The organism is Allofranklinella schreckenbergeri (assembly GCF_003703475.1).
Lineage (GTDB): Bacteria > Pseudomonadota > Gammaproteobacteria > Burkholderiales > Burkholderiaceae_C > Lampropedia > Lampropedia schreckenbergeri.
In genome coordinates, this window is the sequence record NZ_RDQM01000012.1 from 16,561 (window position 1) to 32,014 (window position 15,454).

Here is a 15,454-nt window from a genome sequence, read left to right on the forward strand (position 1 = left end):
CGCGCCTGGCGGTGATCGGCGGCGCCCTGGCTGCCGGACACCCGTTTACGGCGCAGCAGCGCCAGACGCCGGATGCGCAATGCAGACGGACTTGATCTCCGTGCAGCCCTCGACGGCATGGCGCCCGAACTCGCGCCCCATGCCTGATTGCTTGTAGCCGCCAAAGGGCATGCTGGGGTCAAGCAGCACATGGGTGTTCACCCAGACCGTGCCTGCTTCAACACGCGGAATCAGGCTCATGGCGCGGTTGATGTCGCGGGTCCACAGGCTGGCGCCCAAGCCGTATTGGCTGTCGTTGGCCAGACGCAAGGCTTCTTCATCGTCATCAAAACGCAGTACGGACAGCACCGGGCCGAAGATCTCCTCGCGGGCCACCGTCATCGCCTGTGAAACGCCGGACAGCACGGTGGGCTGCACGAAAAAGCCAGCTCCACCCACAGGCTGGCCGCCTGCTGCCAGTTGCGCCCCCTCCTGGCGGGCCGAGGCGATGTAGCTCTCGATGGATTGCTGCTGGCGGCGCGAAACCACCGGGTTGACTTGTGCCCCCGGGTCCAGCCCCGGCCCCAGCGTGAGCGTGGACACCGCCGCCGCCAGCGCATTGACAAAATCGTCATGGCGCGAGGCGTGAACGTAAATGCGCGAGGCCGCAGCGCACACCTGCCCCTGGTTGAGCAAGCCCCCCAGCATCACCCCCTGGACGGCTTGCTCGATATCGGCATCGGCAAATACCAGCATGGGGTTTTTGCCGCCCAGCTCCAGCGTGAAGCGGGCCATGTGCTCCAGCGCCGCATGCCCTACCCGCCTGCCCGTTTGGGTCGAGCCGGTGAACGACACCTTGGCCACCAACGGGTGCGACACCAGCGCCTGCCCGGTTTCGCCCCCGCCCGTGACCACATTGAACACCCCCGGTGGCACGCCAGCCTCCAGCGCCAGCTCGGCCAGACGCAGCGCCGAGAGCGGCGTCTCCGGCGATGGCTTGATGACCACGCTGCACCCCGCCGCCAGCGCAGGCATCACCTTCCAGGCGGCAATCATCATCGGGAAATTCCAGGGCACGATGCCTGCCACCACACCCACCGGCTCGCGCCGCGTATAGCCCGTGTAGCGCATGCCCGGCGGAATGGGGATGGACAAGTCCAGCGACTCCCCGTGCAGCTTGGTGGCCCAACCCGCCATGTAACGCATGAACTCCACCGTCGCCGCCACATCGAGCATGCGCGACAGGTTGATGGACTTGCCCTGGTTGATCGTTTCCAGTTGCGCCAACTCCTCGGCATGCGCCTGCACCAGCGCGGCAAAGGCCAGCAAAATGCGCTCGCGCTCTGCCGGGCGCAAACCACTCCAGCGGCCATCGCGCCAGGCTGTGTGGGCGCTGCGAACCGCCGCATCCACCACGTCGGCATCGCCATCGCCCGCCATGGCGATCACGTCCCCCGTGGCCGGGTTGTAAACCGGCAAGGTGCGCGCCGTCGCAACGGCCTTGCCCTCGATGAAACTGCCATGCGTGCGGGCCAGAAAAGCCTGCACGGCAGCCAACAGTTCAACTTGCGCCATCGTTGTGTCTCCATCTGTGGTTGTGGCTTCATGGCCAGGCCCTGCAACACCGGGGCTGGCAGGCCCCTTTTTGCGCACACCGGCCATGTCGTGATGGAGCAGATGGTAGAAACATTGCCCTTGGCAGGCTTTGCTGTGCCTGCCCAATTCATGCGCCACACTGCCAGCCTGGGCCGCCTTGCGCACCCCTGCCACGCACAAGGCGCCGTGATGCAGCCGTGCGCAGCGAACTGCCAACCGTCAGCCCCGCCCACCGTCAATGGGGCGCCGCACCGCCCAAATGCTGGCGCCGGTATTGCCCTGGCGAGACGCCAAAACGCGCCTTGAAGGCCGTGGAAAAGTGGCTGGGATCGGCAAACCCCCAGCTGTACGCCACCGCTGCCAGCTTTTGCGGACAGGTGGCGCTGCGCAAAGTCTCGGCGCACAAATCCAGCCGCCGGTTGCGTATGTACTGGCCCACCGCCAGCCCCTGGGCGGCAAACAGGCGGTACAAGCCACGCACGGAAATGCCGATACCCCGGGCAATCGCCTCCGGCCCCAGCTCCTCGGCATCAATATGACGCTCGATGAAGTCCAGGGCGCGCTGCAAGCGCCCGCCACCGTCCGGATGCTCTCCCTCCTGCGCCTGGTCGATGGCCGGGCGCAGCAAATGCACCATGGCATCCAGCGCCGCCTCGCCCTCGCTGCGCCCCAGGCCTGCATGGATCTGGCCCAGCGTGGCCAGCATCAGGTGCCGCACCAGCCCTGCCACCGCAGACGAAGCCGGTATGCGCCGCGCGCAGTGCACGCGCATGGCGCGCAAATTGCGCTCCAGCGCCTGGCGCGGCACGATCAGCGACACCTGCCGCGCCGTGGTAATGAACTGCACATCAAAAGGCTGGGCCGCATCCACCAACGTGATGTCCCCCGGCAAAAGCAGCGCCTGCGCATCGCGCTGCGCAATGCCGCAACGGCCGCGCAATTGCAGCACGGCGAAGAACTTGTCGCTGCCGTCCTTGCGTACATCCTCGCTCGTGCGCAGCAGCTGCGTGCCATCGCTGGCCTCCACCAGACTGGCGCGCACGGCGCTGCTCTCGTAGGCCTTGAGACTGCCGGAAAAGCCCACCGCGCGGGTCTGCACGCGAAAGCTCCCACAGGAGTGATTGATGGCGGCAGCCCAGGCATCGAATGCCCGGCTGCAAGCAACGTGTCCGACGGAAGGCATGCCAAACCTTTTTGGGGGAATCTGAAAAAAACGCATCCGGGGCCCCCGGAAAACACCCGGGAGCCGCCATGCATGCGGCGCAAAACAGTGTCAAAAAATTAAAACACGAAGCTTCCCGCAGCCGGTTCAGGGTTTTCCCAATCTCTCGGCGGACCTGCGTGATCCGCGCGCCCGCCTCGCATAATTATAAATCAAAGTAAAAATGATTTATTGTATTAGTTGCCATAAATGCAATATTTTATTTCTTTTTGACTTGGAAAATCAAACACCCCACTCGCCCCGGCCTGCTTTTGTCACGCCGGGACATGCATTTGGCAGATTCCCGCTATGCCCCAAAAAGCAAATTGACGGTTAATGGGCAGGCGCGCGCACCGCCGGGCGCCTGCCCGTCCAGACAACCCAAAAAACAAGGAGCACCCGCCTCATGACTCAATCCCGCCCCACCACCTGCGCCCCGCACAGCCTGCCGTGCGCCCGGCCCGCGCTCCGGGCCAGCGCCGCGCTCGGCCTCGTTTGCCTGCTGGCCACCGCCCACGCCGCCGGAACGCCCGACCCGGGCGACTACGTCCCCGCCCCTGCCGGCGCCACCGTATTTGCCCTCTACGCCCAGCACATCAGCGGCGACAAAGTCCATGCCGACGGCCGCCAGGTCGAAAACGGCCTGGGCCTGCGGATGGATGTCGGCGTCGCGCGCCTGATGCACTACACCACCGTCGGCGGCAAAACCATGGACTTCGAGCTCATCGCCCCCTTTTCCCGCCAGCGCGTGCACTCGGTTGGCTACCGCGCCAGCGGCCTGGGCAACCTGCAACTGGGCGCCACCTACTGGATGTTGGAAAACCACGAAACAGGCCACCACGCCGCCTGGGCTGCCTACCTCACGCTGCCAACGGGCGCGCACCGCAAAAACGGCTTTGCCATCAGCGAAGACCGCTACGCGCTGGATCTGGAGGCCGCCTACCTCATGCCCCTGGGTCGGCACTGGTCGCTCGACCTCATCGGCCAAGTCGAAACCTATAGCCGCGACAAATCCACCGACGTGCGCCGCCGCCCGATGGCCCGCGCCTTTGCCCACTTGAGCTACCACTGGTCGCCGCAAACCCGCCTGGCCGTGAGCCTGCGCCAAAGCTGGGGCGCGCGCGAAACCCTGCACGGCGCCACCGTGCTGGGCAGCAAGAGCGACACCAACCTCCTGCTCACCTGGGCCCATCAGTTCACCGACAGCTTCCAGCTGCAACTGCAATACAGCGACGATGTGCGCGTGCGCAACGGCAGCCCGGTGAAGGCCTGGCAGGCGCGCACCGTCTTTGCGTTTTGAGCCGACAGCGCAGACAGGCGCTCACCCCCACCCGGCCAGCAGCAGCCGCGCCGCCAGTGCAACAAACACGACGCTGGCCGTACGGTTAAGCCAGCGCTGCGCGCGCGCCGAGCCTTGCAACCATTGGCCGAAGAAGCCGCTGAACACCGCAATCGCGCCAAAAACCCAGAAAGCGGCCAAAGCAAAAATCGCACCCAGCAGGGCGATTTGCTGGCTGACCTGACCGCGGCTGGCGTCCACGAACTGCGGCAAAAAGGCCAGAAAAAACATCAGCACTTTGGGGTTGCTCAAGTTCATGAAGATGCCACGCCCGATCCAGCGCCAGGGGCGTTTGGGCAAGGATGTGGGCGCTGCCTGCGCGGCGATGGCCGGGCGCGCGGTGGCTGGCGCGTTCCACGCGCCCCAAGCCAGCCAGAGCAGATAGAGCGCCCCCACGGTTTTCATCAGCGTGAATGCAGCGGGCGAGGCCATCAGCACCGCCGCCAACCCCAGGGCAACAGCGCAGGTGTGTCCAACCAGTCCCAGGCCTAAGCCCAGTACCACCAGCATGCCTGCGCGCCAGCCGTGCTGCGCCGATTGGATGAGCACGAACAAGTTGTCTGGCCCCGGCGTCAAGGCCAAGAGCACGGACAGGCTGAAAAACGGCAATAAAACGTCGGTATTGAGCGCGAGCATGGCCACATCTTTTTCAAGGCGGTAAGGGCTTGCGGGTTGCAGCTTGCGGCGTGCACCTGCCAGGCAGCCCAGCAAAGAGGCCGTTGCACCGACCTGGCATGCAGGGCAGTACAACGGCCTTGATATTACAAATCAATAAGAAATATTGAAAATCTATTTCGGCAATGCCAGTCTTAAATTTTCAATTCAATAATTTACTTTGATTTGTAATGCGATGGGATGCCAATTACAGCATCTCCACCGCGACGGCGGTAGCCTCGCCGCCGCCAATGCACAGCGTGGCCAGGCCTTTTTTCAGACCGCGGGCTTTGAGGGCGTGCAGCAAAGTGACCAGAATGCGCGCGCCGCTGGCGCCGATGGGGTGGCCCAGGGCGCAAGCGCCGCCGTTGACGTTGACCTTCTCGTGCGGCACTTTGAGTTCTTCCATCAGTGCCATGGTCACCACGGCAAAGGCTTCGTTGACTTCCCACAGATCCACGTCGTCCACGCTCCAGCCGGCTTTGTCCAGGGCCTTGCGGGCGGCATCCACAGGGGCGGTGGTGAACCACGCAGGCTCTTGCGCGTGCTGGGCGGTGCTGACGATGCGGGCAATGGGCTTGGCGCCCAGCTCTTTGGCGGTGGATTCGCGCACCAGCACCAGGGCGGCAGCGCCGTCGTTGATGCTGGAGCTGGCGGCGGCGGTGATGGTGCCGTCTCTCTTGAAGGCGGGCTTGAGCGCGGGGATTTTCTCCACGTTGATCTTGCCGGGGCCTTCGTCTTTGTCGATCACGACTTCGCCCTTGCGGGTTTTGACGGTGACGGGGACGATTTCGTCTTTGAACGCGCCGCTTTCAATGGCTTTTTGCGCGCGGGTGACGCTGGCGGTGGCAAAGGCGTCTTGCTGCTCGCGCGTGAATTGGTATTTCTCCGCGCACATTTCGCCAAAGGAACCCATGGAGCCGCCGGTGTAGGCGTCTTCCAGGCCGTCGAGCATCATGTGGTCAAACACTTTGTCGTGGCCGATGCGGTAGCCGCCACGGCCTTTTTTGAGCAGGTAGGGGGCGTTGGTCATGCTCTCCATACCGCCAGCAACGGCCACATCAATCGAGCCGGCCTTGAGCGCATCGTGGCCGAACATGGCGGCTTTCATGGCCGAGCCGCACACCTTGCCCACAGTGGTGCAGGGCACGGCCTTGGGCAGGCCAGCGGCCAATGTGGCCTGGCGGGCGGGCGCCTGGCCCTGGCCAGCGGTCAGCACGTTGCCAAAGAACACTTCATCCACCTTCTCGGGGGCCACGCCGGCCTGCTCCAGCGCGCCCTTGATGGCGACGGCGCCGAGTTCCCAAGCTTGCAAGGCGCTGAAATCGCCCTGGAAGCTGCCCATGGGGGTGCGCACAGCGCTGAGGATGACAATGGATTCGCTTGAATTGCTCATGTGATCTCCTGAGAGTGGTAACGACGCAGGCCAAGACTTGGCCCGCGCCAGGGGAAAAAGGGGCGCTGCCTTGCGGCAGCGGGGTGAGGGTCAAGCGGCAACGCAGCCACTCAGTCCTGGGCTTTAAAGCGCAACCGCCAGGCGTGCAGCAGCGGCTCGGTGTAGCCGCTGGGCTGGGCCGCGCCCTGGAAGACCAGGTCGCAAGCGGCGCGGTAGGCATAGGACGTCTCGAAGTTGCCCGCCATCTTCTGATAGTGCGGATCGCCAGCGTTTTGCTGATCCACCACCGCAGCCATGCGCTCGAAAGTGGCGCGCACTTGCGCTTCGGTGACGATGCCATGCAGCAGCCAGTTGGCAATGTGCTGGCTGGAAATGCGCAGCGTGGCGCGATCTTCCATCAAGCCGACATCGTTGATGTCGGGCACCTTGGAGCAGCCCACGCCTTGATCGACCCAGCGCACCACGTAGCCCAGGATGCCTTGCACGTTGTTGTCCAGCTCTTGCTGGCGCTCGGCTTCGCTCCACTTGGCTTCGGGCACCACGGGGATGGTGAGCAAATCGGCCAGCAGGCTATCGCGGCGCGCCTCATAGCTGCTTTCGGCCAGCTCTTGTTCCAGCGCCTGCTGCACGGCGGCCACGTCCACCTGGTGGTAGTGCAAGGCGTGCAAGGTGGCGGCGGTGGGCGAGGGCACCCAGGCGGTGTTGGCGCCCGCCTTGGGGTGGCCGATTTTTTGCCGCAGCATCTCGGCCATCAAATCGGGCATGGCCCACATGCCCTTGCCGATTTGCGCGCGCCCACGCAACCCGCAGGACAGGCCCACCAGCACGTTGTGCTTTTCATAAGCGGCAATCCAGGCGCTGGTTTTCATATCGCCCTTGCGGAACACGGGACCCGCTTGCATGACGGAGTGGATTTCGTCGCCCGTGCGATCCAGAAAACCCGTGTTGATGAAAGCCACACGCGCAGGCGCGGCGGCGATGCAAGCCTTGAGGTTGACGGAGGTGCGGCGCTCCTCGTCCATGATGCCCAGCTTGACGGTGTGCTCGGGCAGGCCCAGCAGCTTTTCCACCGCGCCAAACAGCGCGTTGGCAAAAGCCACTTCGGCCGGGCCGTGCATCTTGGGCTTGACGATATAGACCGAGCCGGTGCGCGAGTTGCGGATGCCGTTTTCGCCCAGGCCCTTGAGGTCGTGCAAGGCGATGGCGGTGGTGATGGCGGCATCCATGATGCCTTCGGGGATTTCGCGCACCTGGCCGTCCTCGCCCGTCCAGAGAATGGCGGGATTGGTCATCAAGTGGCCCACATTGCGCAGGAACATCAGCGCGCGGCCGTGGAGCTTGAGCGGCTGGCCGTTGGCGCCGGTGTATTCGCGGTCGGCGTTGAGGCGGCGGGTGAAGGTCTTGCCGCCTTTGCTGACCTCCTCGCTGAGTGTGCCGCGCAAAATGCCCAGCCAGTTGGCGTAGGCGGCCACTTTGTCTTGCGCATCCACGGCCGCCACGGAGTCTTCCAAATCCAGAATGGTGGACAAGGCCGCCTCCAGCACCACGTCGCTGATGCCCGCCGCATCGTCCTTGCCAATCAGGGTAGAGCGGTCGATGCGGATGTCGATGTGCAGGCCATGATGGGCAAGCAGCACCGAGGAAGGTGCGGCCGCATCGCCTTGGTAGCCCACGAACTGCGCTGCATCGGCCAAGCCCGTGCTCAAACCATTACCCAAGCTGACCACCAGCTTGCCCCCCTCCACCGCCAGGGCGGTGGCATCTTTGTACGAACCATTGGCCAGCGGCGCGGCCTCATCCAGAAACTGGCGCACATAGGCAATCACCTTCGCGCCGCGCACCGGGTTGTAGCCCGCGCCCGCCTCTGCGCCATCTTCGCTGCCAATGGCGTCGGTGCCATAGAGCGCGTCGTACAGCGACCCCCAACGCGCATTGGCGGCGTTGAGTGCATAGCGCGCATTCAAGATTGGCACCACCAATTGCGGCCCGGCCTGGGTGGCCAATTCCGCATCCACATTGGCCGTGCAGGCGTGCGCTTCGGCCGGATTGGGCACGATGTAATTGATGCTTTCAAGGAATTGGCGATACGCCGCCAAGTCTTTGATCGGCCCCGGGTGCGCGCGGTGCCAGGTATCCAGCTCCGTTTGCAAGCGGTCGCGCTCGGCCAGCAAGGCGGCGTTCTTGGGGGCAAATTCCTGCACGATGGCGTCCAGCCCTTGCCAGAACGCCTCACTGGAGACGCCGATGTCGGGCAACACGCGCTCATCGACGAAAGATTTAAGCGTTTGGGCAACCTGCAAGTGGTGGACGGGGATTCTCTGCATGGGCATGGGGGCGGCTCCGTGAATGGTCTAGAGGGCGGCTATTGTGCATGAGCGATTCCCCCGCGCAGGCGAAACCGCCGCGCACCTCCAGCCGATGCCCCCGCGCCCTCTGCACCCATCCGATTGCGGCAAATGCCCCACAGCGCGCATGTAAAACCGCCTCACAGCCGCTTCAGAAGGCAGTTGCTGCATGCTGGCCAGGGCAGCGTGGCTATGATCCCAAGCCTCGCATCAACCCCAGCCAGCGCCCGTGGAAGAACCCCCTCGCCACCCCCCCCAGCCGCGCAAGCGGGCTGCGCCGCCGCCTGCTGCTGCGTTGCCCGGCGTCCTTGCGCGCTGGCGCAAGCCCGTAGCCTTGCCCGCCTGGGGCGCATGGCTGCTGTCGGGTGCCGCTGCGCTGGCCCTGCTGCTGGCCTACAACCAAGGGCAGCGTCTCCACCGCATGCAGGAGCAGTTGGCGCTTCAATCGGGCGCCATCCACGAACAAGCCATCGAAGCGCGCACCCTCTCGCACGAAGCCTTGGCGCTGGCGCGCGACTCGGCCGCTCAAGTCAGCCTGAATGAAGCGCGCATCAATGAATACACCTTGCAGCGCAGCCGTATTGAACAAATGGCGTTCGAGCTTTCGCGCAGCCGCGACGAAACCATGCTCAACGACATTGAGGCGTCTCTGCGCCTGGCCCAGCAACAAGCCCAATTGACCGGGCTGGCCGACCCTCTGATCGCAGCCCTGCGCAACGCCAGCCAGCGGGTGGAGCGCGCCGACGCACCACGCCTGAGCGCCATCCAGCGCGCCATTGAGCGCGACTTGCAACGCCTGACCCACACGGCCATGACCGACACCGCCGGCCTGCTCGGGCGCATCGACAAATTGCTCGCGCAACTGGAGCTTCTGCCTCTGGCCAATGGCCTGCCCCCCCTCCCGATGGCAGAGCAACCCGCCCTCGCCCAAGCGCCTGTTGTGGCTACGCCTGTCGCATCGCCCCCTGCCACTGCTCCCACGGTAGAAATCGGCCCCACAAGCGCCCCCCGCCAACCCAGCGAGCCAACCGCAACATCCGCCGAAGCCAACCCGGACCCCAATCCCGCTGCGACTCAGACCGACTCGCCAGCCCCCTGGTGGCACGGCATGCGCACCGGGCTGGGCGAACTCGTGCGCGTGCAGCGCATCGACGCGCCCGAAGCCGCCCTGCTCAACCGGGAGCAAACCTTCTTCCTGCGCGAAAACATCCGCCTGCAACTCATGAACGCCCGCATGGGCCTGCTGGCGCGCCAAAGCGAAGCCGTCCGCGCCGACCTCGCCGCCGTGCAAACCCTGCTGCAAAAGTACTACGACACCAACGCCCCCCGCACGCGCCAGGCGCTGCGCACCTTGCGGCAGTTGCAAGACCACCTCCAGACCGTGCAATCGCCGGCCATCACCGAAACCTTGGTGGCCATCCAGGCCGCCCACCAAAGCCTGCCCGCGCCCGGCGCTGCCAGCGCCTCGAAAGGGAAACGCTGATGCGCAGCGCTTTATGGACCCTCGCGCTCTTTGCCTGCGCCGTGGCGGCCGCCTTGTTTCTGGGCAGCAACCGCGCCACCGTCGCGCTGTTTTGGCATCCCTGGCGCATCGACCTCTCGCTCAACCTGCTACTGGTCGGGTTGGCGCTCTTTCTCGCCCTGGCCGCCTTGCTCGCCTGGGCCATTGCCTCCGTCTGGCGCATGCCCACGGAAGCCAAAATCTGGCGCGACCACCGGCACGACCTGGCCGCCCACCACGCTTTCGCGCGCGCGGCGGAACACCTGGCCCAAGAGCGTTGGGAACAGGCGCTGGAAGAAGCCGCCCATGTGCAACACCTGCTGGCCACCCTGCCACCGCCAGCCAGCGCGCGCGAAACCCGGGAACAGCAAAGCCTGCTCAACGCCAACGCCTGGCTGCGCGAAGCCGCCACCCGCGCGCAAACCCAGCCCCTCAGCCCAAGCTACGCTGTGGCACCCCACGGGCTGGACCAAGAGCATTGAATCTCGCCAAATTACCAATCAAAAGAAAATAAAAAATGTCATTTCAGCAAATATGCATTGATATGAATTTTCTCATGAATTGGAAATCAACTTTGCGCTCATGATTTGGGCATCCTCGCAACGCAACCACCCACAAACAACTGAGCGTATATAATGCGCGGTTTCCTTGCCATAGCCGCCAGGTTGACGCCGCGCCCGCACAAGGCGCTTGCGGCATGGCATTTTCATTCCACAAGGAGTTGATCCATGCGTCACTACGAAATCGTTTTGCTGATCCACCCGGATCAAAGCGAACAAGTGCCTGCCATGCTCGAGCGCTACAAGAGCATGATCGTCGAAGGCGGCGGCAAAATCCACCGCGAAGAAGACTGGGGCCGCCGCCAACTGGCTTACCCCATCGACAAACTGGCCAAAGCCCATTACCTGTGCCTGAACATCGAAGCTGGCCAAGCCGTCATGGACGAACTGGCCCACGCCTTCCGCTTTAACGACGCGGTGCTGCGCCAGCTCACCGTGCAAAAAGCCAAGGCCGAAACAGCCCCCTCGGCCATGATGAAGACGGTCGAGCGCGAAGAAGCACGCAAGAACGCCCAGGCTTCCGAGCAAGCCTCGCGCGATTAAGCTGGCTGGCCCCATAGCCCCAGCCGCGCCGCTGCTTGCCCGCGTCTTCCTTCCCCTTTATCTGAATTCAGGAGCCCATCATGGCCGGACCCAAACGCTTCAACAAAGACCGCCGCCCAAAGCGCAATAACCAGAACCTGCTGTTTCGCCGCAAGCGCTTTTGCCGCTTCACCGTCGCTGGTGTAGAGGAAATCGACTACAAAGACGTCGATACCCTGCGCGACTTCATCGCCGAAAACGGCAAGATCATCCCCGCGCGCCTGACCGGCACACGCGCCATCTACCAGCGCCAGCTCAACACCGCCATCAAGCGTGCACGCTTTCTGGCTTTGCTGCCCTACACCGACCAGCACAAGATCTGAGGGAGCGACCCATCATGCAAATCATTCTTCTGGAAAAAGTTGTCAATCTGGGCAACCTCGGCGAAATCGTGACCGTCAAGGACGGCTACGCCCGCAACTTCCTCATCCCCACAGGCCGTGCGCGCCGCGCCACCGCCGCTGCCAAGGCCGAATTTGAAGCCCGCCGCGCCGAGCTGGAAAAAGCCGCCGCCGAAAAACTGGCCGCCGCCCAAGCCATGGGTGAGAAGCTCTCCGGCGCCGTCATCCGCCTGTCGCAAAAAGCCGGTGTGGATGGCCGCCTCTTCGGCTCGGTGACCAACCACGACATCGCTGCCGAGCTGGTCAAGCAAGGCTACGACGTGCACAAATCCCAAGTGCGTCTGCCCCAAGGCCCCATCAAAACCGTGGGCGATACAACGGTTATCGTTGAGCTGCACACCGACGTGCAAGCCGAGATCACCGTCACCGTTTACGGCGAAACCGCTTGATTCGCTTGGTGCACAAACCCCAAACCGCCTTCATGGCGGTTTTTTTGCGCCTTGTCAGCCAGTAGGGCAAAAGCCGATGGCAAGCCCGCCTCGCTTCTGCACTAGAATCGACTATTCATATACGAATCAACGGCTTGCAACAAAAATGTAAGAGCCTGTTCAAGATTTCGGCACGCATGCGCGCGATGCGGTTTGGCATTTGCAACGCCACCAACCACCCCATCCGCCGTCTGTCACCGTGCGACGATGGCGAACAGGCTCTCATGCCATCCAAGACAGCAAGAACATCGCACGACGAGGGCCAGGGCAGGTGATACTTTACGAATACCCCTTTAACGAACGCATCCGGACCTACCTGCGTCTGGAGTATCTGCTGCTGCGTTTGCAAGAGCTGCTGGGCCGCTCCGACGTCATCGACCACCAATACGCGCTGCAAACCATTTTCGAGGCCGCCGATGTGGCTGCGCGCACCGATCTCAAAACCGACATGCTCAAGGATTTGGAGCGCCAGCGCGCCGCGCTCCAAATCTATAAGGACTACCCGGACATCGACCACAGCGTGCTCGATCGCATCTTCACCCGCATCGACTACTGCGCCAAAAACCTCACCACCATGGCCGGCAAGCCCGGCCAGTTACTCGACGGCAGCGAGTGGCTCACCCAGATTCGCAGCCGCATGGGCATTCCAGGCGGGGTGTGCAACTTTGATTTGCCGCTGTTTCACCATTGGCTGCACCGCCCTTCGGCCACGCGGCTACGCGACCTGGAAACCTGGGCCAACAGCCTCACGCCCGTGGCCGACACGGTTTTTCTGCTGCTCAAGCTCATCCGCGACACCGGCACGGCCCACCGCGTCGCCGTCACGCGCGGCCAGTTCCAGCAAAACCTGCCGCCTACGCGGGGGTTTCAGCTCCTGCGTTTGTGGGTTGATCCGCGCGATGACGTCACGCCCGAAATCAGCGCCAACCGGCTGCTGGTGTCGGTGCGTTTCATGGAGCAGGGGCGCGAAGGCAAACCCGTGCCCACCCAGAAAGACCTCTCGCTGGAAGTCGCCATTTGCGGCTTGTAAGCGGCAACCGGCTTGCCCCACCTCAGCCACCGCTTTTACCTGCGGTTTACGCCAGGCCAACCGTGCAGCCTTCCAGCGGGCCGATAGTTCGCGCTTTGGGCGCTTTCGCCCTTTTTACTTGAAGCATTGCCATGAATCCTTCCCTCAACAGCACCATTTTGATGATTGAGGATGACGCGCGCCTGGCGCAAATGGTGTCTGAATACCTGGCGCAATCGGGCTTTCGCATTGAGCACGCGCCCGACGCCCAAACCGGCCTGGCCTATTTGCAGCACAAAAGCGGGGAGCAACTGCCCGCCTTGGTGCTGCTGGACTTGATGCTGCCGGACATGGATGGCCTGGACGTCTGCCGCCACATCCGCACGCTACCTACCGCGGCGGCGCGCCTGCCCGTTCTCATGCTCACGGCCAAGGGCGATCCCATGGACCGCGTGATCGGGCTGGAAATCGGCGCCGACGACTACCTGCCCAAACCCTTTGAGCCGCGCGAGCTGCTGGCACGCATCCGCGCCCTGTTGCGCCGCCAGCAAGTCGGCGCCTTGCCCGGCGGCGAGCACGACGTCATGCAATTTGGCTCGCTCAAAATCGATCGCAGCGCGCGCACCGTCACCGTGGGCGAGCGCCAGGCAGAGCTGACCTCCTACCAGTTCGACCTGCTGGTGACCATGGCCGAGCGCGCCGGGCGCGTGCTCACGCGCGATCAAATCATGGAGGCCGTGCGCGGCCGGGAGCTGGAGGCGTTCGACCGCTCCATCGACGTGCACATGGGCCGCATTCGCGCCGCCATCGAAACCGACATCAAAAACCCCCGCCGCATCCTCACCGTGCGCGGCGTGGGCTACGTCTTTGCCAAGCAACAAGACTGATTTCCAGTCAATCAAATCAAGAGAAAAACAAAACAAATACCATCATGCCGAAAAAGGCATTTTTATTTTCTTTTGATATGTAAAATAAAAGCCCGCTACACACCAGGACGCTGCCGTGGCCTTGCGCAACAACCCCTTTTCCCAACGCATGTACTTGCGCATCTGGCTGGCAGTCGTCGGCTGCGTGGCCCTGCTGATGCTGGTGGCCGCCTGGGGCTGGAAAGTCGCGCAGCAACGCAACGACCGCGTGCGCACCATCACCCCGCGCGAAGTCGTCATCACCCGCATTGATGAGCCACAGCCCCCCATTCGCGGGCTGTCGCTGTATATCCCCAGCGACGACAGCGGCTTTTCGCTGGGCATCACCACCGACCAGGGCCACGAATACATCGCCAAATTCGCCCCGCGCGTGGGCGATCGCCCACCGCCGCGCATGCCCAGCGACTGGGAGCTGCTGCTGTTGGCTCCCCCCTTTGGCTACCTGTGGCTGCTGGGGCTGGTGGGCCTGTCGGTAGTCATCGGCGTCTTTCCCATCATCCGCCACCTGATGAAGCGGCTGGAGACGCTGCGGCTGAACGTGCAGAAATTCGGCGCGGGCGATCTCTCCGTGCGCATGCCCATCGATGGCGCGGACGAAGTGGCCGATCTGGCCGGGCAATTCAACGCCGCCGCCGCGCGCATTGAAACCCTGGTGCGCGCGCACAAAACCCTGCTGGCCAACGCCTCGCACGAGCTGCGCTCGCCGCTGGCGCGCATCCGCATGGGGCTGGAACTGGCCGAAACAGGCGCAGGCCCGAGCCACGCCGCGCGGCAGGAAATCCAGCGCAACATCGCCGAGCTGGACCAACTGATTGATGAAATCCTGCTCTCCAGCCGCCTGGATCTGGCCGACGACGTCGCCCTGGCCACCGAAGCCGTGGACATCATCGGCCTGGCCGCAGAAGAAGCCGCGCGCGTTGGCGCCGAGCTGGAGCTGGCCTCGCCCGCCCCGGAAAGCGGCTGGACGATGGAAGTGCTGGGCGAAGCCAAGCTGCTGCGCCGCGCCATCCGCAACCTGCTGGAAAACGCCCGCCGCTACAGCGAAGGCCCCGTCGAGCTGGCCTTGCATTGGCTGCCCGCCACGCCCGCCCGCCCTGCGGCGCACATCGCCATCCACGTCAGCGACCGCGGCCCCGGCGTGCCCGCCGAGCTGCGCCAGCGCATCTTCGAGCCGTTTTACCGCGCCCCCGGCGCCAGCGAGCGCTCCGGCGGCGTCGGCCTGGGCCTGGCGCTGGTTCACACCATCGCCCAACGCCACGGCGGCAGCGTGCGTTGCGAAGGCCGCGAAGGCGGCGGCGCCGTGTTTGTGCTGACTTTGCCCGCGCTGCCGCCGCAAAAGATCACCTAAAGGCGACAAACAGCGCCGAATTTGCCGCTTGCCCCCACTCGGGGCGCAAGCCAGCAGGCGTCTGCGGATATTTGTCAGTGATAATGGCGCGCGGCCAGAGGCGGGAGAGCAACTTCTCCACCTTTGGCCGCAACCACAGTGCGGTGTTAAATGGTTTCGTGCGAATTTCAGGGAAATGTTTGTTGCCCT

At 63.9% G+C, this 15,454-nt stretch carries 14 protein-coding genes; 9 read left to right on the plus strand and 5 right to left on the minus strand.

Features of this window, described 5'->3' with window-relative positions; genetic code table 11:
* Positions 1–45: 45 nt before the first annotated feature.
* Both EBQ26_RS09685 and feaR read right to left on the minus strand, forming a co-directional pair.
* Positions 46–1,554: an aldehyde dehydrogenase family protein gene (locus tag EBQ26_RS09685; RefSeq protein WP_122238868.1), complete on the minus strand. Its 1,509-nt coding sequence runs from the start codon at positions 1,552–1,554 to the stop codon at positions 46–48.
* 256 nt (positions 1,555–1,810) lie between these two features.
* Positions 1,811–2,758, minus strand: a complete 948-nt coding sequence (feaR, locus tag EBQ26_RS09690; protein WP_122238819.1) for a transcriptional regulator FeaR — start codon at positions 2,756–2,758, stop codon at positions 1,811–1,813.
* Positions 2,759–3,182: 424 nt separating this feature from the next.
* Between feaR and EBQ26_RS09695 the strand changes: the two genes are divergently transcribed.
* On the plus strand, positions 3,183–4,076 hold the full coding sequence (locus EBQ26_RS09695; protein ID WP_122238820.1) for a transporter: 894 nt from the start codon (positions 3,183–3,185) through the stop codon (positions 4,074–4,076).
* Positions 4,077–4,097: 21 nt separating this feature from the next.
* On the opposite strand, the gene EBQ26_RS09700 is transcribed toward EBQ26_RS09695, so the two are convergent.
* From EBQ26_RS09700 to EBQ26_RS09710, 3 genes are all read right to left on the minus strand, one after another.
* Positions 4,098–4,751, minus strand: a complete 654-nt coding sequence (locus EBQ26_RS09700) for a LysE family translocator (RefSeq protein WP_122238869.1) — start codon at positions 4,749–4,751, stop codon at positions 4,098–4,100.
* 226 nt (positions 4,752–4,977) lie between these two features.
* Entirely contained in the window at positions 4,978–6,165 is a 1,188-nt protein-coding gene (locus tag EBQ26_RS09705) for an acetyl-CoA C-acyltransferase (protein WP_122238821.1), read from the minus strand.
* Between the two features lie 110 nt (positions 6,166–6,275).
* Positions 6,276–8,489 carry a malate synthase G gene (locus tag EBQ26_RS09710; protein WP_122238870.1) on the minus strand — a complete coding sequence of 738 codons (2,214 nt, stop codon included), beginning with the start codon at positions 8,487–8,489 and terminating at the stop codon, positions 6,276–6,278.
* A gap of 250 nt (positions 8,490–8,739) precedes the next feature.
* On the opposite strand from EBQ26_RS09710, the gene EBQ26_RS09715 reads away from it, so the two are divergent.
* The 8 genes from EBQ26_RS09715 (at position 8,740) to EBQ26_RS09750 (ending at position 15,265) form a co-directional block, all read left to right on the plus strand.
* Complete coding sequence (locus EBQ26_RS09715; protein WP_147474040.1) at positions 8,740–9,993, plus strand: uroporphyrinogen-III C-methyltransferase; 1,254 nt, start codon at positions 8,740–8,742, stop codon at positions 9,991–9,993.
* Positions 9,993–10,493 carry a heme biosynthesis HemY N-terminal domain-containing protein gene (locus EBQ26_RS09720; RefSeq protein ID WP_122238823.1) on the plus strand — a complete coding sequence of 167 codons (501 nt, stop codon included), beginning with the start codon at positions 9,993–9,995 and terminating at the stop codon, positions 10,491–10,493. Before EBQ26_RS09715 ends, EBQ26_RS09720 begins: the two co-directional genes overlap by 1 nt.
* A 246-nt stretch (positions 10,494–10,739) precedes the next feature.
* Positions 10,740–11,114, plus strand: coding sequence for a 30S ribosomal protein S6 (rpsF, locus tag EBQ26_RS09725; RefSeq protein WP_122238824.1), 375 nt, complete (start codon positions 10,740–10,742; stop codon positions 11,112–11,114).
* Positions 11,115–11,194: 80 nt separating this feature from the next.
* Positions 11,195–11,476, plus strand: a complete 282-nt coding sequence (rpsR, locus tag EBQ26_RS09730; protein ID WP_095538797.1) for a 30S ribosomal protein S18 — start codon at positions 11,195–11,197, stop codon at positions 11,474–11,476.
* A gap of 14 nt (positions 11,477–11,490) precedes the next feature.
* The gene (gene rplI, locus EBQ26_RS09735; RefSeq protein ID WP_122238825.1) at positions 11,491–11,943 is read left to right on the plus strand and encodes a 50S ribosomal protein L9; all 453 of its coding nucleotides are present in this window, start codon (positions 11,491–11,493) and stop codon (positions 11,941–11,943) included.
* A gap of 310 nt (positions 11,944–12,253) precedes the next feature.
* Entirely contained in the window at positions 12,254–13,012 is a 759-nt protein-coding gene (gene zapD, locus EBQ26_RS09740; RefSeq protein WP_122238826.1) for a cell division protein ZapD, read from the plus strand.
* A 131-nt stretch (positions 13,013–13,143) separates the two neighbouring features.
* Complete coding sequence (locus EBQ26_RS09745) at positions 13,144–13,878, plus strand: response regulator (protein WP_122238827.1); 735 nt, start codon at positions 13,144–13,146, stop codon at positions 13,876–13,878.
* A 148-nt stretch (positions 13,879–14,026) separates the two neighbouring features.
* A complete protein-coding gene (locus EBQ26_RS09750; protein ID WP_122238828.1) occupies positions 14,027–15,265 on the plus strand; it encodes an ATP-binding protein in 1,239 nt (412 codons plus the stop codon).
* Positions 15,266–15,454 lie beyond the last annotated feature (189 nt).

What these genes read in the sequence shown, in the direction of transcription:
- EBQ26_RS09700 (WP_122238869.1), bottom strand. Translation starts at nt 4,751, where the DNA reads ATGCTCGCGCTCAATACCGACGTTTTATTGCCGTTTTTCAGCCTGTCC.
- EBQ26_RS09710 (WP_122238870.1), bottom strand. Translation starts at nt 8,489, where the DNA reads ATGCAGAGAATCCCCGTCCACCACTTGCAGGTTGCCCAAACGCTTAAA.
- EBQ26_RS09705 (WP_122238821.1), bottom strand. Translation starts at nt 6,165, where the DNA reads ATGAGCAATTCAAGCGAATCCATTGTCATCCTCAGCGCTGTGCGCACC.
- rpsF (WP_122238824.1), top strand. Translation starts at nt 10,740, where the DNA reads ATGCGTCACTACGAAATCGTTTTGCTGATCCACCCGGATCAAAGCGAA.
- rpsR (WP_095538797.1), top strand. Translation starts at nt 11,195, where the DNA reads ATGGCCGGACCCAAACGCTTCAACAAAGACCGCCGCCCAAAGCGCAAT.
- EBQ26_RS09695 (WP_122238820.1), top strand. Translation starts at nt 3,183, where the DNA reads ATGACTCAATCCCGCCCCACCACCTGCGCCCCGCACAGCCTGCCGTGC.
- EBQ26_RS09685 (WP_122238868.1), bottom strand. Translation starts at nt 1,554, where the DNA reads ATGGCGCAAGTTGAACTGTTGGCTGCCGTGCAGGCTTTTCTGGCCCGC.
- EBQ26_RS09745 (WP_122238827.1), top strand. Translation starts at nt 13,144, where the DNA reads ATGAATCCTTCCCTCAACAGCACCATTTTGATGATTGAGGATGACGCG.
- feaR (WP_122238819.1), bottom strand. Translation starts at nt 2,758, where the DNA reads ATGCCTTCCGTCGGACACGTTGCTTGCAGCCGGGCATTCGATGCCTGG.
- rplI (WP_122238825.1), top strand. Translation starts at nt 11,491, where the DNA reads ATGCAAATCATTCTTCTGGAAAAAGTTGTCAATCTGGGCAACCTCGGC.
- EBQ26_RS09750 (WP_122238828.1), top strand. Translation starts at nt 14,027, where the DNA reads ATGTACTTGCGCATCTGGCTGGCAGTCGTCGGCTGCGTGGCCCTGCTG.
- EBQ26_RS09720 (WP_122238823.1), top strand. Translation starts at nt 9,993, where the DNA reads ATGCGCAGCGCTTTATGGACCCTCGCGCTCTTTGCCTGCGCCGTGGCG.